This window comes from Streptomyces sp. NPDC021019, assembly GCF_044333295.1.
Classification (GTDB): Bacteria; Actinomycetota; Actinomycetes; order Streptomycetales; family Streptomycetaceae; genus Streptomyces.
On record NZ_JBIRQR010000008.1, the window covers coordinates 274,939 to 299,746 of the forward strand.

At 72.4% G+C, this 24,808-nt stretch carries 17 protein-coding genes; 5 read left to right on the forward strand and 12 right to left on the reverse strand.

All coding sequences use genetic code 11. From position 1 onward, the window contains the following. Positions 1-56 precede the first annotated feature (56 nt). The 3 genes from ACH4RG_RS32285 to lnt all read left to right on the forward strand — a co-directional run bounded on the left by ACH4RG_RS32285 (position 57) and on the right by lnt (position 3,460). Positions 57-926 (forward strand): universal stress protein, encoded by an 870-nt coding sequence (locus ACH4RG_RS32285; protein WP_397923303.1) that lies wholly within the window; start codon positions 57-59, stop codon positions 924-926. A 106-nt stretch (positions 927-1,032) separates the two neighbouring features. Continuing rightward, positions 1,033-1,545 carry a nuclear transport factor 2 family protein gene (locus ACH4RG_RS32290; protein WP_397923301.1) on the forward strand — a complete coding sequence of 171 codons (513 nt, stop codon included), beginning with the start codon at positions 1,033-1,035 and terminating at the stop codon, positions 1,543-1,545. Positions 1,546-1,726: 181 nt separating this feature from the next. After that, positions 1,727-3,460 carry an apolipoprotein N-acyltransferase gene (lnt, locus tag ACH4RG_RS32295; protein WP_398540631.1) on the forward strand — a complete coding sequence of 578 codons (1,734 nt, stop codon included), beginning with the start codon at positions 1,727-1,729 and terminating at the stop codon, positions 3,458-3,460. Here lnt and ACH4RG_RS32300 read toward each other — a convergent pair. Then, positions 3,384-4,289 (reverse strand): Gfo/Idh/MocA family protein, encoded by a 906-nt coding sequence (locus tag ACH4RG_RS32300; protein ID WP_397923297.1) that lies wholly within the window; start codon positions 4,287-4,289, stop codon positions 3,384-3,386. The genes lnt and ACH4RG_RS32300 overlap by 77 nt on opposite strands. 133 nt (positions 4,290-4,422) lie before the next feature. On the opposite strand from ACH4RG_RS32300, the gene ACH4RG_RS32305 reads away from it, so the two are divergent. Together ACH4RG_RS32305 and ACH4RG_RS32310 are read left to right on the forward strand one after the other, a co-directional pair. Continuing rightward, positions 4,423-4,944, forward strand: coding sequence for a DinB family protein (locus ACH4RG_RS32305; protein WP_397923295.1), 522 nt, complete (start codon positions 4,423-4,425; stop codon positions 4,942-4,944). Between the two features lie 114 nt (positions 4,945-5,058). Next, positions 5,059-5,535, forward strand: a complete 477-nt coding sequence (locus ACH4RG_RS32310; RefSeq protein WP_397923293.1) for a hypothetical protein — start codon at positions 5,059-5,061, stop codon at positions 5,533-5,535. Between the two features lie 21 nt (positions 5,536-5,556). Here ACH4RG_RS32310 and ACH4RG_RS32315 read toward each other — a convergent pair whose 3' ends face one another. From ACH4RG_RS32315 to ACH4RG_RS32365, 11 genes are all read right to left on the reverse strand, one after another. Beyond that, the gene (locus tag ACH4RG_RS32315; RefSeq protein WP_397923291.1) at positions 5,557-6,096 is read right to left on the reverse strand and encodes a hypothetical protein; all 540 of its coding nucleotides are present in this window, start codon (positions 6,094-6,096) and stop codon (positions 5,557-5,559) included. A gap of 124 nt (positions 6,097-6,220) precedes the next feature. Beyond that, a complete protein-coding gene (locus ACH4RG_RS32320; RefSeq protein WP_397923289.1) occupies positions 6,221-6,904 on the reverse strand; it encodes a uracil-DNA glycosylase in 684 nt (227 codons plus the stop codon). A gap of 91 nt (positions 6,905-6,995) precedes the next feature. Continuing rightward, on the reverse strand, positions 6,996-8,576 hold the full coding sequence (locus ACH4RG_RS32325; protein ID WP_397923287.1) for an ABC transporter substrate-binding protein: 1,581 nt from the start codon (positions 8,574-8,576) through the stop codon (positions 6,996-6,998). Between the two features lie 118 nt (positions 8,577-8,694). Next, positions 8,695-9,450 (reverse strand): SDR family oxidoreductase, encoded by a 756-nt coding sequence (locus tag ACH4RG_RS32330; RefSeq protein ID WP_397923285.1) that lies wholly within the window; start codon positions 9,448-9,450, stop codon positions 8,695-8,697. Positions 9,451-9,470: 20 nt separating this feature from the next. Then, entirely contained in the window at positions 9,471-10,232 is a 762-nt protein-coding gene (gene fabG / locus ACH4RG_RS32335) for a 3-oxoacyl-ACP reductase FabG (protein WP_030582031.1), read from the reverse strand. A 219-nt stretch (positions 10,233-10,451) separates the two neighbouring features. Further along, complete coding sequence (locus ACH4RG_RS32340; RefSeq protein WP_397923283.1) at positions 10,452-10,835, reverse strand: DUF3037 domain-containing protein; 384 nt, start codon at positions 10,833-10,835, stop codon at positions 10,452-10,454. After that, complete coding sequence (locus ACH4RG_RS32345) at positions 10,832-11,710, reverse strand: HipA family kinase (protein ID WP_398540632.1); 879 nt, start codon at positions 11,708-11,710, stop codon at positions 10,832-10,834. The genes ACH4RG_RS32340 and ACH4RG_RS32345 overlap by 4 nt, the downstream gene beginning before the upstream one ends. Positions 11,711-11,998: 288 nt before the next feature. Further along, on the reverse strand, positions 11,999-12,718 hold the full coding sequence (locus ACH4RG_RS32350; protein ID WP_397923279.1) for a thioesterase II family protein: 720 nt from the start codon (positions 12,716-12,718) through the stop codon (positions 11,999-12,001). Continuing rightward, positions 12,711-13,886, reverse strand: coding sequence for an acyl-CoA dehydrogenase family protein (locus ACH4RG_RS32355; protein WP_398540633.1), 1,176 nt, complete (start codon positions 13,884-13,886; stop codon positions 12,711-12,713). The genes ACH4RG_RS32350 and ACH4RG_RS32355 overlap by 8 nt, the downstream gene beginning before the upstream one ends. After that, positions 13,883-17,089, reverse strand: a complete 3,207-nt coding sequence (locus tag ACH4RG_RS32360; protein WP_398540634.1) for an amino acid adenylation domain-containing protein — start codon at positions 17,087-17,089, stop codon at positions 13,883-13,885. Before ACH4RG_RS32360 ends, ACH4RG_RS32355 begins: the two co-directional genes overlap by 4 nt. Positions 17,090-17,231: 142 nt before the next feature. Then, positions 17,232-24,710, reverse strand: coding sequence for an amino acid adenylation domain-containing protein (locus ACH4RG_RS32365; protein ID WP_398540635.1), 7,479 nt, complete (start codon positions 24,708-24,710; stop codon positions 17,232-17,234). Positions 24,711-24,808 lie beyond the last annotated feature (98 nt).

The following is a 24,808-nucleotide window of genomic DNA, read 5'->3' on the forward strand; positions in this document are numbered from 1 at the left end:
ACGCCGTCCGCCACCACGGGTGAGAGCCGTCCGCCCGGCGACGTACGCTCGGAGGCATGACCACCAACGATCTTCCCGTGATCGCCGCAGTCGACGGCTCCACGCACAGTCGGCAGGCGCTCGACTGGGCCACCCAGGAAGCCGTGCGGCGGGGGCTGCCCCTGCTGATCGTCCACGTCCGCCCGCTCACCCGGCAGGTCGACGAGGAGACCGGACGGCGCGAGGCGGAGGCTCTTCTGGCCGAGTCCGTGCGCCGAAGCGCGCTCATCGCTCCGGCGCTGCGGCCCTCGACGCTGGCCCCGCTGGACTTCCCGTCGGCGGCCCTGATCTCGCTCGGCCGGGACGCGTCGATGATCGTGGTCGGCTCGCGCGGGCTCGGCGGCTTCCGCTCGCTGATGGTCGGTTCCAACAGTCTCGCCACAGCTTCGATGGCGAGCTGTCCCGTCGTGGTCGTGCAGGAGGACCGCCCGGAGGGGGACGAGAGCCGTCCCGGGGACGCGGGGCCCTTCACCGACATCGTGGCGGGGGTGGCAGCCGACGAGAGCAGCGAGGCGGTCCTGGAGTTCGCCTTCGCCACCGCGGCTTCCCGCCCGGGCGCCCGGCTGCGGATCGTGCACGGCTGGACGATGTTCTCCTCGATGCTCGCGGGCGGCCCCGTCCTGGACCGGGAGGAGGCGGCGGGCTCGGCCGCGAGGACCCTGGCCGAGCTGACTTCGGGATGGCACGAGAAGTACCCGCAGGTGGAGATCGTCCGGGAGCCGGTCAACGGTTCGGCCTCGCGCACCCTGGTCACCGCGTCGGCGACGGCGGCCCTGACGGTGATCGGGCGTCGCAAGGGCGGCGAGTCGCTCGGTCTCGGCCTGTCCCCGGTGGCGCAGACGGCGGTCACGCACGCGCTGGGACCGGTCGCCGTCGTGCCCTGTTGAGACGATTCCGGGCCGAGCCGTTCTCCGTGGTCCCGACGGGTCGCCGGACCCGGCCCGTCGGCGCGGGCCCCTTGGCCTGGCGGGCGGCGTGACCGAGACTTGCCCGATGACACAGCGTGTGGCACTCGCGACCGTGCTGGACCGGCTTGCCATCGATGCGGTGATCACCGGGTACGCGGTGGCCGTCGACGACGGGGCCTGGTCGGACTACGGCGCCCTGTTCACCCCGGACGGCCGCGCCGACTACCGGGGCGCCGGGGGCTTGGAGGGCCCGGCCGACGAGATCGCCCGGTGGCTGGAGGAGACGATGCGCCTCTTCCCCGTACGCCAGCACCTGATCGTCAACCGCCGGATCGACCTGGAGGACCTGGGCGGCTACACGGGCGACCGGGCCGAGGTACGGGCCGACTACATCAATCCGATGTGCCTGGCCCCGAAGACGGCGGACGGGCCGGAGGCGGCCGCGCCGGGCCGGGCGGAATCCGGGCAGTCCGGGGTCGCCACGCCCGACTTCGTGACCGGCGGCCGCTACACCTTCGAGCTGCACCGCGCCGAACCGGGCTGGCTGATCCGTACGGTCACCGTCCAGGAGAAATGGCGTCGGGCGCCTGGCGCGTAGGCCCCGCCGTCGCACGGCTGTCGCCGCCGCCCGAAGGGCGCCGGGACCGTCCGCCGTGCCCCGCTCGGCCCGCGTCCTGTGTCCGGCGGGGATCACCTCCCCCACACTGGGTATCCAGGGGTTGACGCGGCGACGGCGACCGCCCGCGCACGCACGCACGCACGACCGAGGAGGGCACGGCATGCGAATCCGGGGCGGGCGTCTTCCGGTCGGCCGTGACGCGGCCGCCGGAGACACGTCCGGTACGGGCGCGGTTGCCGAAGGCGGTACCGGCGCGGGCGGTGCCTCCGGTGCCGGCGCCTCGGGCGACGGCCCGGGGCCGGCGGGCGGGGCTCCGCCGGCGGGGGTGGTCTCGTCCCCCTGGGCCCGGGGCGCGGCGGCGCTGCTCGCCGGTGCGCTGCCCGCGCTCGCCCTTCCCACGCCCGGGCTCTGGTGGTTCGCCTATGGGGCGCTGGTCCCCTGGCTTCTGCTGATCCGCACCGCGCCCTCGCCCCGCAGGGCCGCGTTGGACGGCTGGATCGGCGGCATCGGCTTCGTGATCGCGGTGCACCACTGGCTGATCCCCAGCCTCCACGTCTTCATCGTGCTGCTGGCCGCCCTGCTGGGGCTGCTCTGGGCGCCCTGGGGGCTGCTGGTGTGCCGGCTGCTCGGCGGGTCCCCTTCCGTGTCGCGTGCCGTCGCCGCCGTGGTCGTCGTGCCCTCCGGGTGGCTGATGATCGAGTTGGTCCGGTCCTGGGAGGGGCTCGGCGGGCCCTGGGGGCTCCTCGGCGCGAGTCAGTGGGAGGTCGCCCCCGCCCTGCGCGTCGCCTCGGTGGGCGGGGTGTGGCTGGTGAGTCTGCTGGTGCTCGCGGTGAACACCGGCGCGGCCCTGCTGGTCGCCGACCGCGCGGCCCGTACGGCCGCCGGGGTCCTGCTGGTGGTGTGCGCCCTGTCCGTCACGGCGATGGGGGCCTGGGCGCCGCGGCCCACGAACACCGGAACGGTCAGGATCGCCGTCGTGCAGCCGGGCGTCGTGGCGGGACCGGGAAGCGTCGCGCGCCGCTTCGACCGGGGCGAGGAGCTGACCCGTTCGCTGCGGGGCCGGAACGTGGACCTGGTCGTATGGGGCGAGAGCAGCATCGGGGCGGGTGCCTGGGAGCGTCCGGAGACCGCGCGGCGGCTGGCCGACCTGTCCCGCCTGGTCGGCGCGGATCTGCTGGTCAATGTGGACGCCCGGCGGACAAACGGCTCGGGGCGGTCGGGGATCTTCAAGTCGGCGGTGCTCGTGGGCCCGGACGGTCCGACCGGGGACCGCTACGACAAGATGCGTCTGGTCCCTTTCGGCGAGTACGTTCCGGCCCGCTCCCTGCTGGGATGGGCGACCTCCGTGGGCAAGGCGGCGGGCGAGGACCGGCTGCGCGGCGACCGCCAGGAGGTGATGCCCCTGCCGGACGGGGCGCGGGGGCTGCGGATCGGCCCCCTGGTCTGCTTCGAGACGGCGTTCCCCGACATGAGCCGCGGGCTGGTGCGCGACGGGGCGCGGGTGATCGTCGCCCAGTCCGCCACCTCGACGTTCCAGGACAGCTGGGCCCCGGCCCAGCACGCCTCGCTGGGGGCGCTGCGGGCCGCCGAGAACGGCCGCCCGATGGTCCACGCGACGCTCACCGGGATCAGCGCGGCGTTCGGGCCCCGGGGCGAGCGGGTGGGCCGCTCACTCGGCACGGACGCGAGCGCGGCGGAGGTGTTCGACCTGCCGCTGGCGCGCGGGAGCACGCTCTACGGCCGGCTCGGTGACTGGCCGGTGTACGGGGCGCTGGCGGCGCTGGCCGTGCTGTGCGCCGTCGAAGGGCTGCGGGCGCTCAGGAGGCCTGCTCCAGGGCCTCCCGGACCACCCGCTCGCACAGCTCATGGGTCGCCAGGGCATCCCGGGCACTGAGCGTTTCGCCCCGGCGCACGGCGTCGAGGAAGGCGTGCACGCAGGCTTCGATGCCGCGCTGCCGGGCCACGGGGACCCAGTCGCCGCGCCGCCGCACGCTGGGCTGCCCCTTGTGGTCGACGATGTCGGCGAGGTTGAGGACCTGTCGCTTGGAGTCCTGGCCGGAGACTTCGAGGATCTCCTCGGTCGACCCGTTCAGCCGGTTCATCATGCCGATCGCGGTGAACCCGTCGCCGGACAGCTGGAGCACCACGTGATGCATCAGGCCGTCCACGATCCGGGCCCGCACGGTGGTGTGGTCGACGGTGCCCGGGACCAGGAAGCGCAGGGTGTCGACGACGTGGATGAAGTCGTCGAGGACCATCGTCCGGGGGTCCTCGGGCAGTCCGACCCGGTTCTTCTGCATGAGGATCAGCTCGCGCGGGTGCTCCGCGCACTGCGCGTAGCCCGGGGCGAGGCGGCGGTTGAAGCCGACGGCGAGGCTGACGCCGCGTTCCTCGGCGAGGGTCACCAGCCGCTCGGAGTCGGCGTACTCATAGGCGATCGGCTTGTCGACATAGGTGGCGACACCGGCTTCGAGGAGCCGTTCCACGATCTGCGGGTGCACGGCGGTCGGGGCGTGCACGAACGCCGCGTCCAGTCCGGCGGCGAGGAGGGAGTCGAGGGTCGTGTGACGTCCGTCGGCCGGGACGCGGTGGGTGTCGCCGACCGCGTGGAGCGTGGCGGGGGTGCGGGTCTGCAGATGCAGTTCGACCCCCGGTACGGCGCTGAGCACCGGCAGGTACGCCTTCCGCGCGATGTCGCCGAGCCCGATGCAACCGATCTTCATAAGGTCTCCTGTAGCCGTGTCGCGCCGCGGTGCGCGGCTGTTCGCGCCCGGGCAGCATACGTCGCCGCCGTCCTTTCCCCTCCTGTCGGCAAGCTCGCGAATTCCCTGGCCAGGACCATGATCATGAGCCACTATGGCCCGCATGACTTCTCCGGAACGCTCCGAACCCGCTCTCGACGCCGCCGAACGCCCCATGCTGGAGGGCTGGCTCGACTACCACCGCGCCACCATGGCCATGAAGTGCGCGGGGCTGACCGACGCCCAGGTGCGCGAGGCCTCGGTGCCGCCGTCCGCCTTCACGTTGCTCGGGCTCCTTCGGCACATGGCCGAGGTGGAGCGCGGCTGGTTCCGTGTGGTGCTGGCGGGCGAGGAGCTGTCGGACCTCTACTGCACCGAGGAAAACCCCGACGGTGAGTGGCATGTGACGGATTCGGACACCTGGGCCGAGGCGGACGCCGCCTGGCGGGCGGAGGTCGCGGCGGCCCGGAAGAACGCCGCCGCGTATGACCTGGACGACTTCTCCCAGGGCGTCGGCTCGGCGGGCAAGCCTTTCAACCTGCGCTGGATCTACACCCACATGATCGAGGAGTACGCGCGGCACAACGGCCACGCCGACCTGGTGCGCGAGCGTGTGGACGGCGCCACCGGCGACTGACGGCCGCGTCCCCGGCGAGCCCGGTCCGGGCACCGTGCTGACCGGGTCACTCGTGCGGGCCATTCCCCGTGCACCGAGCCCCCGGATGCCCCCGGGGAACCGCAGAGTTGTCCCGTGCAGAGAACCAGTATCGCCGCGAAACTCCTGGTCGGGCTGACGGTCACGGCCGTCTCCGGCTGCGTCTCGGTGGAGCCCCGGGCCGTTCCTCCGCCGTATCCGGGCACCACCACCGGGCCGGCCCAGGACGTGGCCCCGCAGATCGTGCAGCCGCCCGCCCGTGAGGCGTTGGAGGCAGTGCCGGATCCGAGCCCCTCGACGGCCCTGCCGTCCTCCCCCGCTACCCCGGCCACCGGCTCCCCACCGCGGGCCCTGCGCACCGCACCGGCGGGGGGCTCCCGCCCTCGGGAGCGCCCGGACCCGCCGGAGCCCCGGACACCGCGGCGGGTCCCGGGCGCCCCGTCCGTCGACGTGCCCGCCCTGCCGCGCGTCCCCGGCGGTGGAGTGGACGTCTGCGCGCTCGGCCGGGGGTACGGCGGCTGGCCCGCGGGCAGTCCGGAGTCCCGCAGCTGCTCGGAGACGTACGGCCGCTGACGCTCCCGCCTCCGCGCGGGGTCACTGCTCCCGCATGCGGAGCTCCAGGCGGTCGATGGCGGCGCGGACCCCGCCGCCGTACCCGTCGTCCGCGAGCGACTCGGCCGCGGCGCGGGCCCGCTGGAGGTGGATACGCGCCGAGTCGGGGCGCTGGAGCTTGAGGTAGTCCGCCGCGAGGTTGAGGTGCAGCGACGGGTAGAACGCCCGGACGGCCGGGGTGTCGCGGTGTTCCGCCGGCCGGGCCCCGCCACACCCCTCGCCGCCGCCCGGTCCGTCCCCGCCGTCCGTCCCGTCGCCCGGCCCCTCGGCGGTTCTCAGTCCCTCGGCGGCCGTCAGGGCGCGCAGATCCCAGGCCAGCTCGTCGCCGGGGTCGTCCTGGGTGTCGGCCATGTAGTGCGCGAGGGTGCAGCGGTGCAGGGCGTCGCCGTCCGCTCCGAGCTCCGACCAGAGCGCGCCGAAGCGGTTGCGGGCCTCCTCCCGGTCACCTCCGTGGAGCAGCATGATCGCCTGGCCGATCCTGGTCATGACGGCGTCGTCGGACGCCTCCTGCTGCTCCACCACTGCGGTCTCCTCCGTCGCCGGTCCAGCCGGTTGCCGTCGGTCCGACGCTAACGCCGGGGTTCCGCACAACCGGTCAGACACGGGCGTCAAGGCCCGTCGGTCGGGGTCTGTCAGCCAGGGTCCGTCAGCCGAGATCGGGGATCCGCCAGTCGATCGGCTGGTGCCCCTGGGCGGCCACCGCCTCGTTTATCCGCGTGAAGGGGCGGGAGCCGAAGAACTTCTTGGCGGAGAGCGGCGAGGGGTGCGCTCCCTTCACCACCACGTGGCGTTCCTCGTCGATCAGGGGCAGCTTCTTCTGCGCGTAGTTGCCCCAGAGCACGAAGACCGCCGGGTCGGGCCGGTCGGCGACGGCGCGGATCACCGCGTCGGTGATCTTCTCCCAGCCCTTGTTCTTGTGGGAGTTGGCCTCGCCGGCCCGGACGGTGAGCACGGCGTTGAGCAGGAGGACGCCCTGCTCGGCCCAGGGCATCAGATAGCCGTTGTCCGGGATCGGCAGGCCGAGCTCCTGCTGCATCTCCTTGTAGATGTTGCGCAGGGACGGCGGCGTCCTGACACCGGGGCGCACGGAGAAGCAGAGCCCGTGTCCCTGGCCCTCGCCGTGATACGGGTCCTGGCCGAGGACGAGGACCTTCACCTTCTCGTACGGAGTGGCGTCCAGTGCGGCGAAGACCTGCTCGCGCGGCGGGTACACCGGGCCCCTGGCCCGCTCCTCCTCGACGAAGTCCGCCAGTTCCTTGACGTACGGCTTCTGGAGTTCTTCGCCGAGGACAGCGCGCCAGGACTCGGGCAGCAGGTCGATATCGGTCACGTCCACAACCTCCGGTGAGCAACAGGTTCTTGATCCCAGAACCTACCGGTCACCACTGACAGCGGGTCCCGGAAGCCCCTCCGTACAGCGTCTACCAGCTGGCCTTGCGGTACAGCTCCCACAGCTGCATCACGGTCTGCGGGTCGAGTGCGCGCTCGCCGCCGCCGATGTCCTCGCCCGCGGCGACGTACAGCTTGCCCTGCCACAGGGGCAGCAGACGGACGTCCTCGACGAGGATCTCCTGGGCCCGCTCGAACTGCTTGCTGACCGCGCCCCGGTCGCTCTCCTGCCGCGAGGCGGGGATCAGCTGCTGGGTGATCTCCTTGTTGATGTACGGGGTGCCGGTGACGCTCTCCTTGCCCACGAAGGGCGCGACGAAGTTGTCGGGGTCCGGGAAGTCCGGGAACCAGCCGCGGCCGAAGACCGGGTACTCGCCCTTGTTGAAGCCTTCCTGGAAGGTCGTCCAGGGCTCGCCCTGCAGCGTGATCTCGAACAGCCCGGAGGCCTCCAGCTGCCGCTTGAGCTCCTCGAACTCGGGCTCCGTGGAGGATCCGTACCGGTCGGTGGTGTACCAGAACTTCATCTTCACGGGCTCGGTGATACCGGCCTTGGTCAGGATGTTCTTCGCCTTCTTGACGTCCGGGTCGCCGAAGGTGTCGAAGAAGCTCGTGGTGTGTCCGGCGATGCCCTTGGGGACCATGGAGTAGAGCGGCTCGGCGGTTCCCCGGTAGACCTTGGCGACCAGGGCGTCGCGGTCCACGACGTGGGCGATGGCCTTGCGGACGGCGGGGTTCGCGGCGGCCGGGTCCTTCGGGTTGAAGACCAGGAAGCGGATGTCCGCGCCGGTGCTCTCGACGATCTGGAGGCCGGCGTTGTCGTCCTTGTTGTCCTCCAGGCTGACGACCTCCTCGGCGGTCAGACCCCGGTAGGTGGCGTCGATCTCGTCCGCCTTGAGCGCGGTCACCATGTCGGCGGACTTCTCGAAGTAGCGGATGGTGACCGCGTCGTTCTTCCGGTCGGCGAAGCCCTTGTAGTCCGGGTTCTTCTTCAGCTCGGCGGTGACCCGGTCCTTGTAGGACTCCAGGAGATAGGGGCCGGAACCGGTGACCTTGCCGTCGTCGCGGATCTTGTCCTTGCGGTAGTCGCCGGGGGCGACGAGCGACATGGCGGGCGTGGCCAGGATGAACGGGAACGTGGCGTCGGACTTGTTCAGGTGGAAGATGACCGTGTCGTCGCCCTTGGTCTCGATCCGGTCCAGGGAGTCGAGCATGCCGGCCGGGCCGCCCTTGAAGTGGATGTCCACGATGCGGTCGATCGAGTACTTCACAGCCTCGGCGTCGAGCTTCTCGCCGTTGGAGAACGTGAGGTTCTTCTTGAGCGTGCACCGGTACGCCATGCTCGTGGCGTCGGTGAACTTGCAGGAGTCCGCCGCGTCCGGCTCCGGGATCGTGCTGCCGGAGGGGAAGCTCACCAGGGTCTGGTAGACGTTCCGCATCAGCTCCCAGGAGCCGTCCCAGGCTGCCGCGGGATCCAGCGTGGACGGCGAGCTGGTCGTCCCGACCGTTATCTTCTGCTCCGCTTCCGATCCGCTGTCGGAAAGGAGACCGCAGCCGGCCAGCAGAGAAAGGGAAGCTAGGGCTGCAGCAGCCTGCAGACTGGCCCGGTAGAACACGTGCACGCTCCTCGATCAGCCATGGGTCGGCAGACCATACCGCAGCGCCCCACCGGGTCAATCCGCTGGCCCGGCGGGGCACTTGACTCAATCAGGGCCAAACCGGCCCAGGCCCCTCTCAGCCCACGCCGGCGTTGAGGAAGATTCCCCCGTCGACCACGAGGGTCTGGCCGGTGATCCAGTCGGACTGGGCGGAGGTGAGGAAGGCCGCCGCGCCCCCGATGTCCTCGGGCACACCGAGCCTGCCCAGCGGGTAGGCGGCGGCCGCCTCCGCTTCGCGCCCTTCGTAGAGGGCCTCGGCGAACCTGGTCTTGACCACGGCCGGGGCGATGGCGTTGACCCGGACGACCGGGGCGAACTCGTGGGCCAGCTGGAGGGTCAGGTTGACCATCGCCGCCTTGCTCATGCCGTACGCGCCGATGAACGGCGAGGCGGAGACCCCGGCGACCGAGGCGATGTTCACGATCGCCCCGCCGTTCTCCTTCTGCCAGGCCTTCCAGGTCTGCTGGGCGAAGCCCAGCGCCGAGATCACATTGGTCTCGTAGACCTTGCGGGCGACGTTCAGGTCGAGCTCCGCCATGGGGCCGAAGACCGGATTCGTCCCGGCGTTGTTCACCAGGTGGTCGACGCGGCCGAAGGCCTCCATCGTGCGCTCGACCGCGACGGCCTGGTGCGCCTCGTCGTGCGCCTTGCCCGCGATGCCGATCACCCGGTCGGAGCCGAGCCGCTCGACGGCCTCCTTCAGGGCGTCCTCGCCCCGCCCGGTGATGGCCACCCGGTCGCCGCGGGCGACGAGCGCCTCGGCGATCCCGTAACCGATGCCCCGGCTCGCGCCCGTGATCAGGGCGACCTTTCCGCTGTCCTGCACCGTCATGATGTCCGCTGCCCTTCGGGTCAGTTGAGGGGTCCGCCGGCCACGTACATGACCTGGCCGGAGACGAAGCCCGCGTCGTCGCCCGCGAAGAAGGCGATGGCGTTCGCGACGTCCTCGGGACGGCCGACGCGCTGGACCGGGATCTGGGTGGCGGCCGCCGCCTGGAACTCCTCGAAGCCCATGCCGACGCGGGCGGCCGTCTGCGCGGTCATCTCCGTGACGATGAAGCCGGGCGCGACGGCGTTGGCGGTGACGCCGAACTTGCCGAGCTCCTTGGCGAGCGTCTTGGTGAGGCCCTGGAGCCCCGCCTTGACCGCGGAGTAGTTGGCCTGGCCCCGGTTGCCGAGGGCCGAGGAGGAGGAGAGCGAGACGATCCGGCCGAACTTGGCCTCGACCATGTGGGCCTGGACGGCCTTCGCCATCAGGAACGCGCCCTTGAGGTGCACGTTCATCACGAGGTCCCAGTCGGACTCGCTCATCTTGAACAGCAGGTTGTCGCGGAGCACGCCCGCGTTGTTCACGAGGATCGTCGGCGCGCCCAGCTCGGCGGCGACCCGCGCGACGGCGGCTTCCACCTGACCGGCGTCCGACACGTCGCAGCCCACGGCGAGCGCGGTGCCCCCGGCGGCGGTGATCTTCTCGACCGTGTCCTTGCAGGCCGCCTCGTCCAGGTCGAGTACGGCGACGGAACGGCCCTCGGCCGCGAGACGTACGGCGGTGGCGGCGCCGATGCCCCGCGCCGCTCCCGTCACGATGGCGACGCGCTGCTCGGTGGTGGACATGCTTGGTTCTCCTCGCCCTTGGATCGGGGCTCAGCGGGGGTCGGGGCGTTTCCCCGACAGAAAGGCTCCCGATCGCTGAGCAACCGCTTAGTACCTTCAGCAGACGAGACGCTAGAAGCCCCGGCACCCGGTGTCAACGGCGCACGCCCCGGCGGGCCGCACGTCACACCGGGCGGAAGCGCCCGCCGCTGTGCCGTCAGGGTCCCACCGAGGCGTGGATCAGTGCACGAGGAGGTCGAGCAGCCGTTCCACCTCACCGGCCGGGTCGGTGGTCAGGCCGCTGTGCACGGCGCCGGGCTGGACGACCGTGGAGCGCGGGGCGATCAGCCAGCGGAACCGCCTCCCGGCGTCGTCGCCCGCCGCCTGACCGGCCCCCTCGCCGCCGCCGCAGACTCCCTCGACGGCGCGCAGGGCGGCCCGCACCCCGTTGACATCGGCGCCCGGGTCCAGAGCCTTCAGCTTCGCCTCATCGAGGTGTGTACGGGCGGCGACGAACGATTGTGCCCGGCAGTAGACGAGCACCCCGGCGTTGAAGCACTCCCCCCGCTCGACGCGGGGCACGACGCGCAGGAGCGCGTACTCGAAGACGTCGCGGCGCGTCATCGGCCACCCTCATCGCCGGTACGGGCGGACGCGGCGGCGCGGTCGTCCGCGGCCCGCTTCGGCCGGGGCGGCAGCCGCTCGGTGAGCCAGCCCGGCGCCTGGGAGGGCCGGGTCGAGGCCGGAGCGTCCAGGATGATCCGCCCGTCGATGTCGGCGGCCCGCGCGAGCAGCGGTGCGATGTAGGCCCGGCGCACCTCGTCCGCGGAGGCGAAGCCGGGCTCGTCGGCCAGCCAGACGTCCGGCACGTCGGCGGCGACCTCGGTGAGCAGTTCCTCGGTGACCAGCGGGGCGAGCTCGGCGGCCGCGGCCGCGATGTCCGGCCGGAAGGGCGCGAGGACATGGTCCGAGGCGTTGTACGGCTTGCCGGCGGAGGCCTGGGCGCCGGGCCAGTTGTGGTGCCAGATCATCGTCGCACCGTGGTCGATGAGCCAGAGGTCGCCGTGCCAGACGAGCAGGTTCGGATTGCGCCAGGAGCGGTCGACATTATTGATCAGCGCGTCGAACCAGACGATCCGGCCGGCCTCGGCCGCCCCGACCTCGTAGGCGAGCGGATCGAACCCGAACGAGCCCGGCAGGTAGTCCATCCCGAGGTTCAGTCCGCCGCTCGCGCGGAGCAGTTCCTGCACCTCCTCGTCGGGCTCCGCGAGTCCGATGACGGGGTCGAGCTCGATGGTCACCAGCTCCGGCACCCGCAGCCCCAGCCGGCGGCCGAGTTCCCCGCAGATGATCTCCGCGACGAGCGTCTTGCGGCCCTGTCCCGCCCCGGTGAACTTCATGACATATGTGCCCAGGTCGTCGGCCTCGACGATTCCGGGGAGCGAGCCACCCTCACGCAGGGGCGTGACATAGCGGGTCGCTACGACCTCTTCCAACACTTTCCCAGGTCACCTATCTTATTAGCCTTAACATCCACGGACGATTTCCCCGGGGTGCGGAGGCAGTAATCACCGGTCGACGGCGTTGGGGAGAAGCCGGGGAGTTCCGGCTGACGCGTTGCTCCCCCGCTCCCCCGCTCCCCCGGCAGACCGTCGATGGCGCCGCACCCGCCCCTTGCTTCCGGCTTCCGGCTTCCGGCTTCCGGCTTCCGGCTTCCGGCACGAAGTGAGCATAGTAACCGAGGGTGATCGTCGGCGCGGAGTGTCCGAGCCGGACACCGCAGGGCGTCACCGCCGCGCACCCCCGGCGGGTGGGCGCAGCCGGTCGCCGACCGTGGCCACCACCTCCTGCCACGCGTCGTCGATGAAGAAGTGGTCGCCCTCGAAGACGGCCAGGTCGAACGGGCCCGTGGTGTGGCGGCGCCAGTCGGCGATTTCCGGAAGGCTCGCGTCCTCGTCCCGGTCGCCGCCCAGCGCGGTCACCGGGCAGGTCAGCCGTTGCCCCTCCTCGTACGCGTAGGTCTCGGAAGCGGTGAAGTCGGCCCGCAGCACCGGCAGTAGGAGCTTGCGGAACTCGGGGTCGGTCAGCGCGCGCAGAGTGCGGGAGCGTTCGCCGAGCCTCGCCAGGAACTCCGGGTCCGGCAGGTGGTGCAACACCTTCTCACGCAGGGGAAGGTCGGGGGCCCGGTGGCCCGACACCAGCAGCCAGGCCGGCTCGACGCCGTGCTCGGCCACGAGGATGCGGGCGCACTCGAACGCGAGCAGGGCGCCGAGGCTGTGTCCGAACAGGGCGATCGGACGGTCCGTCAGGCCGGGGAGACGGGTCCGGAGATCCGCCAGCAGGTCTTCCCACCGGTGGCGGGGAGGTTCGCCGATCCGCTCGCCGTGACCGGCCAGTTGCATGGGACAGACCTCGATGTCCGGTCCCAGGTGACGTTGCCATCGGATGTACGTCCGGGCGTTGCCGCCCGCGTAGGGGAAGCACAACAGGCGCAGCGGTTCAGTCACCCGCGCTCACCCCGATCATGATCGAGGCGATGGTTCGGAGCAGCACGTTGGAGGTGCCCTCGTAGATCTTGCCCGCCTTGGCGTCCCGGTAGAGACGTTCGACGGGGTACGCGTCGGTGTACCCGTTCCCGCCCAGGGTTTCCAGGGCAACCGAGGCCGCTCTTTCGGCCACCTCGGACGCGACGTACTTCGCCATGGCCGACAGCCGCATCGTCTCGACCGGGTCGGCGCCCCGCCCTTGGTGGTCGGCCGCCTGGTACAGCAGGGCACGGGCCGCCGCCAGCCTGCTGGCCACGTCGGCCAGCGGGAACTGAACGCCCTGGTAGTCGGCGATCCGGCTGCCGAACTGCTCGCGCGACAGGCTGTAGCCGACCGCCACGTCCAGGGCTCCCTGGGCCAGCCCGACCATCTGTGCGGCGATGCCGAGCCGCCCGAGGTCCAGGCCGGCCATCGCCACCGTCTGGCCGCCGCCGGGCGGGCCGACGCGCTGGGCGGCACGGACCGGGACCCGGTCGAGGATCACGTCCGAGGTGGCCGCCGCCCGCACCCCCAGCTGCTCCACCCGGGCGTCCAGGGACACCCCTGGAGCGTCGGCCGGGACCACGAACGCCGTGGGGCCGCTGCCGTCGACCAGGGCGAAGACGAGCAGCAGATCGGCGTTGCGCGCGTTGCTGGTCCACCGCTTGCGACCGCTCAGCAGATAACCCGTGCACTCCTTACGGGCGACCGCGCTCAGGGCGAACGCGTCGCTGCCCGCCCGCTCCTCGGACAGGGCGAAGGCCCCGATCCTTCCGGTGGCCAACTGGGGCAGGTACTGCCTGCGTTGGTCACCCGAGGCGTGGCGCAGCAGCGTTCCCGCGACGAGGACGTTGTGCACGTGGATCCCGACGGCGACTCCCGGGTCCACTCGCGCCACCTCCTCGATGGTGAGGATCAGCCGGCAGAGGGCGCCGCCCGCGCCGCCGTAGCCGCGCGGGATCTCCACCCCCATCAGGCCTTCGGCGAAGAGGCGCTCGCGCAACGTGGCGTCCAGGGCCGCCTTCCTGTCCATCGTGGCGGAGAGCGGGGCGATCTCCTCCTCGGCGAACCGCCGGACCTTCTCCCGCCATCGCTGGTTCTCCGGGCTGTCGGGGTGGTCCGTGGCGTGCGGCACGGGGGTCGTCTTCACCGGTCCTCCCCGGACACGGCGCTGCGGGCGGCATCCACCGTGCTCGCCAGCTCGGCCACCGTACGGGCGGCCAGCAGTTCGCCCACCGCCAGGTCGAGCGCGTACTCACCGCGCAGCCGGGCGGCCAGCCGCATCGCTCCGAGCGAGTGCAGGCCCACGTCGCCCAGCTCGTCGTCCGGGCCCACGTCGGGGACCTGGAGCAGTTCGGAGAGCAGCCCGGCGACCAGCCGCTCGGCGTCGGTCCCCGGGGCGGTGTGCCGGACGCGCCCCCCGGTGTCCGGTACGGGGAGGGCGGCGACGTCCACCTTGCCGCCGGGGGTGGTGGGTATCCGGTCGATCCAGTACACGGCGGCCGGGACCATGTGCTCGGGCAGTCGGGCGCGCAGCGACTCCCGTACCACGTCGGTGAGCAGGGGCCCGGCGGTGAGCGCCGCGTCCGGGCGCTCGGGCACGGCGTACCCCACGAGGCGCTGTGCCGCACCGGAGCCGAACACGGACACGGTTGCCGACCCGACTCCCGGCACCCCGCGCAGCGCGGCCTCGATCTCGCCCGGTTCGACCCGGAAGCCGCGCACCTTGACCTGCGCGTCGGCGCGGCCGAGGAATCGGAACTCGCCCTCGGAGGTGGCGGTGGCGAGGTCGCCGGTGCGGTACAGAGGGCCGGCGGAGGGCAGGCCCGTCGGTGCGTCCCCGGCGAAGCGCTCTGCGGTGAGCCGGTCCCGGTCGTGGTATCCGGAGGCGACCGCGGGCCCGGCCACGCACAACTGGCCGGTGGCGCCCACCGGCACCGGGCGGTCGTACGCGTCGAACAGGAACACCCGCTGGTTGGGCAGCGCGCGGCCGATCGGGATCGGCAGGTCGGCGTCCGCCTCCTCCTCGCGCACCAGGTGGTAGGTGGAGACCACGGTGGCCTCGGTGACCCCGTAGAGGTTGTACAGCTCGATGTCCCGGTCGCCGAACCGGGCGAACCAGGGCCGCAGGATCGCGGGTTCCAGCCGGTCGCCACCGAGGAAGACCCTGCGCAGCGCGGTCTCCCCGGCCAGCTCGGGCACCAGGTGCTCGAAGAGCGAGGGCGTCTCGCTGAGCACCGTCACCCGCTCCTCGGCGATCAGCCGGGCCAGGGCGCGCGGGTCGCGCCCGGCCTCGCGGTCGACCACGACCAGCGTGGCGCCGTTGCCCAGGGCGCCCCAGATCTCCCACACCGAGTAGTCGAAGGCGAAGGAGTGAGCGAAGGTCCACACGTCCTCGGCCGTGAAGCCGAAGACCTCGCGGCCGGCGGCCAGCAGACTCTGAACGTTGCGGTGAGTGATCGGTACGCCCTTGGGCCGTCCGGTCGAGCCCGAGGTGTGGAGGAGGTAGGCCGGTGCGTCCGGGTCCGCGGCTGTCGGCGGGGCGCTGTCGGCCGCCTGCCGGTCCACGTCGGCGAGGGTGACCAGCCTGGCCTCGGCCACGGTGAGCGCGTGGTCCGCCGCGCCGTCGGTGAGGACCAGTTCGGCGGCCGAGTCGGCCAGGACCTCGGCCAGCCGGTCCGCCGGGTACTCCGGGTCCAGCGGAACGTAGGCGGCGCCCGCCTTGAGCACGCCGATCATCGCGGCCACCAACTCGGTGGAGCGGGGCAGGCACAGGCCCACGCGCCGCACCTCCGGGCACCGCTCGCGCAGGGCGGCGGCGACCCGGTCGGAGTACGCGTCCAGCTCCCGGTAGGTGAGCGCACGGTTCCCGTGGCGTACGGCGACCGCGTCCGGGCGCAGCCCGGCGTGGCGCCGGAACGTCTCGTGCAGGGTGACGTCCTCCGGTTCCGTGAGGGGGCTGGTCGCCGGCTCCGGAGCGCTGGGGAAGGCCAGCTCCCCCAGCGTGACGTCGGGACGCTCGGTCAGCTGGGTCAGCACCGCGACGACGTCGTCGGCGAAACGCTCCGCCACCGCGTCGGACACCTTCCGGCGGTCGTGGACGATCCGCAGCGGCATGGCGTCGCCGGGCATGATCACCATGGTGATCGGGAAGTGGGGCCTGCCGTCGTAGACCAGTTCGGTCATCTCCGCCCCGACGTCGGCCAGGTCGAAGTCCGGCATCGGTACGTTCTCGTACGAGACGCTGCTCTGCAGGACCGGGATCGCGGGGTCCCAGCCGAGCAGGTCCGGCATCTCGGACAGGGGCACGGCGCTGTGCCCGCTCGCCTCGACGACGTTTCGGCCGAACTCCCGGAGCCAGGACCGCAGACGGGCCGCGGGGTCCAGCGTCCTGCGGAGCGGCAGGGTGGCGATCATCGGTCCGAGGATGTCCTGCGAGCCGACCAGGTCGGGGGGCCGGTGCGCCATGGTGATGCCACAGGTGAGGTCCGTGACGCCGAGGAAGCGGCCCAGCACGACGAACCAGGCTCCCTGGGCGAGCGTGGCGAGTGTCAGCTGTTCGGCGCGGGCCAGTGCGGTGAGCCGCGGCGCCAGGTCGCCGAGGATCCGTTCGACGTGGGCGTGGACCGGCTCCCCGGCGGGCACCTCGGTCCCGCCCAGGTGCACGCCCTCCACCGGCTGATGGCCGGCCAGCTCCTTGCGCCAGAACTCCCGCGCCTCCTCGGGGTCCCGGTCGCGCCACCAGGAGAGGTAGTCGCGGTACGGCCGCCCCGGGGAGACGGTCGGCCGCCCGCCCCGGCACAGCGCCCGGTAGTGGCCGAGGAAGTCCTGAATGGCCAGCGTGAACGACCAGCCGTCCATCAGCAGGTGCGAGAACCGCCAGGAGAACGTCCACCGTTCCGCGCCGCGCCGGATCAGGGTGCTGCGCATCAACGGCGCACGGGCGAGGTCGAACCCTTCCTTCCGCTCGGCCTCCAGCGACGCCCGCAGCCGCTCCTGCTGCGCGTGTTCGTCGAGATCGCGCCAGTCCAGCGTCTCCACCGGCAGCCGGGCGGAGCCGTGTACGACCTGCACCACTTTTCCGTTCTTGCGCCAGTGGAAGGAGGTGCGCAGGATCGGGTGCCGGTCGACCACCAGCTGCCATGCCCGCTCGAAGTTCTCGGGGTGCAGCGTCCCGGCGAACTCCAGTTGCAGCTGTTCCACGTAGACGCCGAGTTCCGGCTGGGCCAGTTGCTCGTAGAGCAGGCCCTGCTGGATCGGCGAGAGTTCGTAGATGTCCGCGATATCGCGGACAGGTCGCTCGGTAGCACCGTTGTCCGTCATCTCGCCGCCCCATCCACCGTTGTCAGTCATCGCAGCCCCGTCCGCAGTCGTCAGTCATCGCAGCCCCGTCCGCAGTCGTCAGTCGTCGCAGCCCTGTTCCCGCCGTCACCCGTGCTCGGCCCGTCCGCCGTCGTCGCCGTCCCAGGCCATCCGCCGCCGTCACCGTCACCGGTCACCGCAGTTCGTCGAGGAACGCGTCCAGCTCGTCCTCCGACAGGCCGGACAGCGGGAAGTCGGACGGTTCGTAGGTCCCCGCCGCCGCGCCGCAGTGCTCGGCGATCTCCCCGAGCACCGTCTCGAAGGCGTCGGCCAGGCGGGTAGCACCGTCCTCGGACACGGATGCGCCAAGGAGCCAGCGGACGCGCAGGGTGCCGTCCACCACGGCGGCGCTCAGCTGCCCCTCCGCCGCCTCGTGCCAGCCGGCGAGCCCGGCCACCCCGGTGAAGTCCGCGGGGACCGTGATCGCGTCATCGCCGCGGTCCCAGGTCACCACCTCCCTGACCGCGACCGTCGCCCCGCGGACCGGGAGCGGGTCCGCCGTCCGCAGCCGGCTCTTCACCGAGGTCAGGGCTTCGGCGAGGGGGGTCCGATCCGCCGTCGGCTCCATGGTCCGCAGCTCGGTCACCCGGCCCACCAGGCGGCCGGCCGGTTCTTCGCTGGCGGCCAGGTCGGCCCGCAGCGAACGCTCGACCAGCAGCTGCGGCGGTTCGTCCAGGGCCCTGCCCAGTGCGGCGGACGCCGCCGCCACCAACACCTCGGTCGGGTCCAGGTGGTAACTGCCCGCGGCGGCGGTGAACAGCTCCGCCGTACGTGCGGCGTCCAGCTCGATGGTCCGTTGCCGGGGCAGCGCACGCGGCGCCCCGGGGAGCGCGTCGAGCCCCGCCGGGTGCGCCGGCTCCCGGCGCAGGCCCTGGTTCCACGCCTGCGGCGAACCCGCGCCCGCGCTCCACACCACGGGCTGACCGGCGGCCAACCGGTCGTACGCCTGGTTCAGTTCGCGGCAGAGCAGGAGGACGGAGGCGTCGTCGATCAGCCCCTGCGCCACCGTGCAGGCCAACACGCTGCCCCGTTCGCCCAGGCGGAACACCGCGGGCTTGACCGTCGGCCCGGCCTCGATGTCCAGCTCCCCGGCCATCTCGTCGAGCATCTGCGTCACTGCCTCGGCCCGTACCTCGTCGGGCAGTGCGCCGAGGTCGATCTCCGGAACCTCGTGGTCCTCGCCCCGTTCGGTCCGCACCGCGAACGGCCGGCCGTCCTCGGTCCGTACCCGGATGCCGAGGGCCGGGTGGCGGTCGGCCAGCGCGGCCAGCGCGCGGGCGGCCAGCACCGGGTCGAACGCGTCGGGTACGTCCAGCAGCACCGATCCGGCCTGGGCCCGTGCGACTGCCTGGTGCGGGGTGAGCGGCACGGCCGCGCCCACGTCGCCGACGCCCGTCCCGGCGGGCACGGCCCCGGCCAGTTCGATGAAGCTGGAGGTCTCGAAAAGGTTCTGCGGGGTGATCGGGATGCCTTCGGCGTTGGCCCTCCCGACGAGTTGCACCCCCATGATGGAGTCGCCGCCGAGCTCGAAGAAGTTGTCCCGCGCCCGGGGCCGCTCCACGCCGAGGAGATCGGCGGCCAGGACCAGCAGGGTGCCCAGCGCCCCTGTCGCCGGCTCCTCCTCGTCCTCCGGCGTGCTCGCGGTCGCCTCGCCCGCGTGCCGGGGGTCGGGCAGGGCCGAGCGGTCGACCTTGCCGTTGCCGCTCAGCGGCATCGCGTCGATGAGGACGATGTCGGACGGCGTCATGTAGGAGGGCAGGGTCGCGGCGAGGTGGGCCCGCAACCGGTCGGCGAAGTCCGGGGCGTCCCGCAGCCCGGGGCGGGCCGGGACGACATGGGCGACCAGCCGTTGCCGGGTACGTTCCCCGGGTGCGGACACCACGGCGCTGAGGACGTCGGGGTGGCCGCTCAGGGCGTGCTCGATCTCGCCCAGTTCGATGCGGTAGCCGCCGATCTTGACCTGGAAGTCGTCACGGCCGAGGAACTCGATGGTGCCGTCGGGCAGATACCGCCCTAGGTCGCCGGTGCGGTACAGCCGTTCCCCCGTCTCCGGGTGGACGATGAACGACTCGGCGGTGCGCCGCCCGTCCCGCCAGTACCCTTCGGCCAGTCCGGCCCCGGCGATGTGCAGTTGGCCCGGCACCCACACCGGCGCGTGCCGCAGCCGGTCGTTGAGGACGTGGAAGCGCTGGTTGCGCAGGGGGCGGCCGTAGGGGATGGACGGCCAGTCGGGCGCGACCTCGCCGATCGGGTGGGCGATGGACCAGACGGCGGCCTCGGTCGCGCCGCCCAGGCTGATCACCTCGGTCGCGGGAGCCACCGTCCGGAGCCGGTCCGGCAGGGACAGCGGTATCCAGTCGCCGCTCAGCAGGGTCAGTCGCAGGTCGGGCAGGCGGCCCGGGTCGCCGGCCGGGCCCCGGCTCTCCAGGTGCTCGACGAGCATCTGCATCAGGGCGGGCACCGAGTTCCACACCGTGACCCCGTGGAGCCGGCACAGCTCGGTCCAGCGGTCCGGGGCCCGGCGGTCCGCGTCCGCCGGCAGCACGACGGCACCGCCTGCCGCGAGCATCCCGAAGACGTCGAAGACGGAGAGGTCGAAGCTGAGCGCGGACAGCCCCAGGACGCGGTCGCCCGGACGGATGCCGTACCGCTCCTCGATGTCCACCAGGGTGTTCAGGGCGGCCCGGTGACTGACCGCCACGCCCTTGGGTGTTCCGGTGGAGCCCGAGGTGTAGATGACGTAGGCGGTGTCGTCCGGCCGGGCGGGGCAGGTCCACTCCGACGCGGCCGCCGGGTCCCACGGCGCGTCCTCCGGAACCGGCAGCACCCGGGGCGCGTTCGGCCAGTGCGCGGCCGTGTCCGGTTCGGCCAGTACACAGCCGATTCCGGCCTGCTCGACCAGCCAGCGGCGTCGGGGCTCCGGGAGGCCGGGGTCGAGGGGTACATACGTACAGCCGGCCGCGGAGGCCGCGAGTGCCGCCACGATCTGCCGCCATCCCTTGGCCAGTCCGATGCCTACCACGGCTCCCCGGCCGAAGCCGCCCTCGGTCAACTCCTGGGCCAGAGCGACGGCGCGGCCCACGAGTTCGGCGAAGTCGAGCGTACGGTCCTCGGTGATCACGGCCGGCACGGTGGAGTCGCCGCGGGCCAGCACCCGGGCGGGCAGGACGTCGGCGGGCAGCTCGCCGGCGGTGTCGTTGGCCGCGGCCCGGGCCGCGAGCTGCCCGGCGGGCAGGTCGAGCACCGGGGGGCGGTGCCAACCGTCGTTCTCCGCCAGTCCCACCACGAAGTCCTGGTAGGCCTGGAACATCTCCTCCATCAGCCCCTCGGGGAAGATCCCGTCGACGGCGTGCCACGCCAGCTCCAGATTGCCCCCGAACTCCAGCAGGAAGTGGTCGATCGTCACCTGGGGGGTCTGCGAGATGAAGTAGCTCTGCTCACCGAGCCAGTCCACCGGCGACGGCGCGGGCTTGCCGTCGACGTCGCCGCCGAGCGCACTGGTGAACACGACGGGCATGACGTCGCCCGCGCCGCCGCGCGCCCGGGCCCGCTCGCGCAGAATGCGTACGCCGCTGACGTAGCGGTGGTCGAAGTCCGCCCAGCTCTGCCGTTGCAGTTCGCGCACCAGCTCGGCGAAGTCGGATGCCGAGACCGCGTCCACCTCCAGCAGGTCGAAGGAGGCGAACTCGCCCACCAGGTCGTCGACCTCTTCGTGCACGGGGAGCCGGTTGACGGCCGTGAAGTTCAGGGTGAAGCGCTGGGTCTTGCTCCAGGTGCCGATGGTGACGGCGAACGCCGCGAGCATCGCGCTGGACGGGGTGACGCCGAACTCGCCCGCCTTCGCCTTGATCCGGCCCCACAGCTCGGCGTCCAGCCGGGCGTGCCGGCGGACGAATCCCAGGCGTCCGCCGTCCCCGGTGGCCTGCACCGTGGGGAGTTCGGGTGCGGCGGGGAGCTCGCGGACCCGCTTGCGCCAGTACTCCAGGGAACGCTCGTACCTCGGTGTCCGCCGCAGCTCCTCCTCCGCGAGCACATAGTCCCGGAAGGAGAGGGCCAGCGGGGCGGGATCCTGCCCGGGCTCATGGTAGAACTCGCGCCACTGCGGCAGAAGTTGGTAGAAGAACGAGGAGACGTCGGCGACCAGCAGGTCGAAGCCGATGTGTACCCGGACCTGGTGGTCGGGCAGCAGGCTGACGCGTACCTCCCAGAGCGGCCAGACGTCCGCAGGACGCACCTCGGCGCTCATCCGGTCGCGTATCGCGGCCAGTTGGCGCTCGGCCTCCGATGGCTCCGTCTCACGCAGGTCGAGCACCTCGAAGCGGTACGGCGCCGTGTCCGCCAGGACCTGTTGCCGGCCGTCGGGAAGGACCACCATGCGCAGCATGTCGTGCCGCTCCACGACCCGCTGCCACGCCTGCTCCAGCCGGTCGGGCTCGATGGTGCGGCTGTCGAACTCGAAGTAGAGATGGGGGGCCACGCCACCCATGTCGAAGCTGGACAGCCGGCCGATCCACTGGGCCTGCTGCATCTCGGTGAGCGGGAACGGCTCGTACCGCCGGTCCGGCCGGGGGACGACGGTGGCGAGCCGGTCATCGGCCCCGGCCGCGCCGGCCTCGCGCAGCTGTTCGGCCATGCCGCCGATGGTGGGGGTGGCCAGCAGCTTGCCCAGTTCCACCGTCGCCCCGGAGGTGGCGTGGAGCCGGTTGACCACCTGAATGGCGAGCAGCGAGTGGCCGCCGAGTTCGAAGAAGTCGTCCGTGGTGCCGATCGGCGCGATGCCGAACATCTCCTCCCAGATCCCGGCGATGGTGCGCTCCAGTTCGTCCGCCGGCTCCACATAGGGGGTCACCAGGGTGCTCGGCCGATTCGCCCTGGCGGGCTGCCCCGCCTCCGGCTCCTCGTGGTCGGCTGTCCCCACGGTGAGGGGCGCGCCCGTCGCCGTGCCGCGCGGCTCGATCCAGTGGCGGTCGCGCTGGAAGGGATAGCCGGGCAGTTCCACCCGGGTGCGCCGCCCCTCGTGCTGGGCGGGCCAGTCCACCGCGCCGCCGAAGAGCCAGACGTCCCCGACCGCGGTCCGCAGGACCTGGCCGTCGTCGGCGGTCTCGTCGGGCCTGCGCATCGTGGTGACGGCTGCGGCACGGGGCCCCGCGGGTCCCGTGCCGGCGCGGGCCAGGACGCTCAGGGTGTTGCCGGGGCCCACCTCGACGAGGACGGCGGGGCCGTCGCCGACCGCGGTGCGCACCGCGTCGGCGAAGCGCACGGGGCGGCGCAGATGTGTGCCCCAGTACGCGGGGTCCGTGGCCTGCTCGGTGCTGATGACCTCGCCGGTGACGCAGGAGACGAACGGCAGGCGGGGTGCGGCGAGCGCCGTGTCGGCCACGGCCCGGGTGAACGGCTCCACGACCGGGTCCATCATCGGGGAGTGGAAGGCGTGCGAGGTGTGGAGCGGGCGGACCGCGATCTCCTTGCCCGCCAGGATCTCACCGAGCTCCGCCACCGCTTCGTGGGGGCCGGAGGCCACGCAGAGCGTGGGTGCGTTGAGGGCGGCGATGGACACCCCGGGCGGCAGGAACGGTTCGATGTCGGCCGCGGCGGCGGCGACGGAGACCATGGCCCCGGTCGGCAGGTCCTGCATGAGCCGGCCCCGCAGGGCGACCAGATGTGCCGCGTCGGCCAGGGACAGCACTCCGGCGAGCACCGCCGCGGTGAACTCGCCGATGCTGTGCCCGACCATGACGTCGGGTTCGACTCCCCAGGACCGCAGGAGCACGGCCAGCGCGTACTCGGTGGCGAAGAGGGCCGGCTGCGCGAGGGTGGTGTGGGTGAGCCCGTCCTCGCCGGGCAGGTCGGGGTAGAGCACGGTCCGCAGGTCGATGCCGAGCGGCTCGGTCAGCAGTGCGGCGCAGGCGTCCATCGCCTCGGCGAAGACCGGTTCGCTCTCGTACAGCCCTCGGCTCATGCCGGCGTACTGGGAGCCTTGGCCGGGGAAGAGGAAGACCGTCTTCGCCGGGGTGTTGCCCGCGTCCGCGCCCCGCACCCTGCCCGGGTCGGCCCCGGACAGCAGCGCCGCCGCCTCGGCCGTGTCGGCGGCCACCACGGCCCGGCGGTAGCGCATGGCCGCGCGACCGGTCTGGAGGGTGTGGGCGATGTCGGCGAGCGGCCGGTCGAGCCCGGCGAGTCTCCGCGCGAGTGCCTCGGCGGCCCTGTCCAGGGCTGCCGGGGTCCTGGCCGAGACCACCACCAGCTCGGGCCGGCCGGAGGGGTGGCCGGGGCTCGGTTCGGGCGCCTGCTCCAGCACCACGTGGGCGTTGGTGCCGCCGATGCCGAACGAGCTCACCCCGATCCGGCGGGGGGACTCCCCCTCGGGCCAGTCGCGCAGCTCCGTGTTGACGAAGAACGGAGTGGCGGCGAAGTCGATGCGCGGGTTGGGCCGTTCGTAGTGCAGGCTCGGCACGAGCGTCCGGTGGTGCAGTTGCAGCACGGCCTTGATGAAACTGGCGATGCCCGCCGCCGACTCCAGGTGCCCGATGTTCGACTTGACGGAACCGACGGCGCAGAACTGCCTGTCCGCGGTGTGCTCTCCGAACGCCCTGGTGAGAGCCGTGATCTCGATGGGGTCGCCGACATGGGTACCCGTTCCGTGCGCCTCGATCGCGGTGATCGACCGGGCGGGCACCCCGCTGTCGGCGATCGCGGCGGCGACCACCGCCTCCTGCCCGCGCACGCTCGGTGAGGTGTAACCCACCTTGTCCGCACCGTCGTTGTTCACCGCGGAGCCCTTGAGCACGGCGAGGATCCGGTCGCCGTCGCGCCGCGCGTCGGCCAGCCGCTTGAGCACGACGACACCGGCCCCGTTGCCGAAGACCGTGCCCGCGCCGTCGGCGTCGAACGGGCGGCACCGCCCGTCCGGCGAGTAGATCAGCTGCTGTTCGTAGCGGTAGCCGACCCGGTGGGGCACCCGGACGCACACCCCGCCGGCGAGCGCGAGCTCGCAGTCGCCGGAGCGCAGTGCCGCGGTGGCCTGGTGCACCGCGACGAGTGAGGTGGAGCACGCCGTCTGCACGTTCACCGCGGGGCCGGTCAGGCCGAGCTTGTACGCGGTCCGGCTGGCCAGGTAGTCCTTGTCGTTGTGGATCTGCAGCTCGAACATGGCCGAGTCGAGCACGATCCGGTTCCCGCCCAGCAGGTTGGACATCAGGTAGGCGGGCATGTTGCCGCCGGCGAACACCGCGGCCCTCCCGCACCGGGCGGGGTCGATCCCGGCGTGCTCCATCGCGTGCCACGCGCTCTCCAGGAAGAGCCGCTGTTGCGGGTCCAGCAGAGCGGCCTCCCGGGCCGTGAAGCCGAAGAACCCGGCGTCGAAGAGCTCGATGCCCTCCAGCGTCGGCGCGGCCGGTACGTAGCCCGGCGCGTCGATGACCTCCCTGCCGAGCCCCTCGGCCAGCAGGTCGTCCTCGGTCAGCCGCTCGATCGACTCGACGCCGGAGCGCAGGTTGTGCCAGTAGGTGTCGATGTCGGGGGCACCGGGGAAGCGGCCCGCCATTCCGACGACGGCGATGTCGACGGACGTGCCGTCGTGATGGACACCTGTGGCGAGAACTTCGGAAACCACCGGGGAATCTCCTTTGCAGAGGAAGGGTCGGCCGTGCGGGATAGCCGGACGCGCCCAGGGGCGTCTCGTCGCGTTCGCGCCATCGCCCTCGGAGCGGG

Bases quoted from the DNA above. Each gene is read 5' to 3' on its own strand.
- ACH4RG_RS32285 (WP_397923303.1), top strand. From the start codon at position 57: ATGACCACCAACGATCTTCCCGTGATCGCCGCAGTCGACGGCTCCACG.
- ACH4RG_RS32290 (WP_397923301.1), top strand. From the start codon at position 1,033: ATGACACAGCGTGTGGCACTCGCGACCGTGCTGGACCGGCTTGCCATC.
- lnt (WP_398540631.1), top strand. From the start codon at position 1,727: ATGCGAATCCGGGGCGGGCGTCTTCCGGTCGGCCGTGACGCGGCCGCC.
- ACH4RG_RS32300 (WP_397923297.1), bottom strand. From the start codon at position 4,289: ATGAAGATCGGTTGCATCGGGCTCGGCGACATCGCGCGGAAGGCGTAC.
- ACH4RG_RS32305 (WP_397923295.1), top strand. From the start codon at position 4,423: ATGGCCCGCATGACTTCTCCGGAACGCTCCGAACCCGCTCTCGACGCC.
- ACH4RG_RS32330 (WP_397923285.1), bottom strand. From the start codon at position 9,450: ATGACGGTGCAGGACAGCGGAAAGGTCGCCCTGATCACGGGCGCGAGC.
- fabG (WP_030582031.1), bottom strand. From the start codon at position 10,232: ATGTCCACCACCGAGCAGCGCGTCGCCATCGTGACGGGAGCGGCGCGG.
- ACH4RG_RS32340 (WP_397923283.1), bottom strand. From the start codon at position 10,835: ATGACGCGCCGCGACGTCTTCGAGTACGCGCTCCTGCGCGTCGTGCCC.
- ACH4RG_RS32360 (WP_398540634.1), bottom strand. From the start codon at position 17,089: ATGACTGACAACGGTGGATGGGGCGGCGAGATGACGGACAACGGTGCT.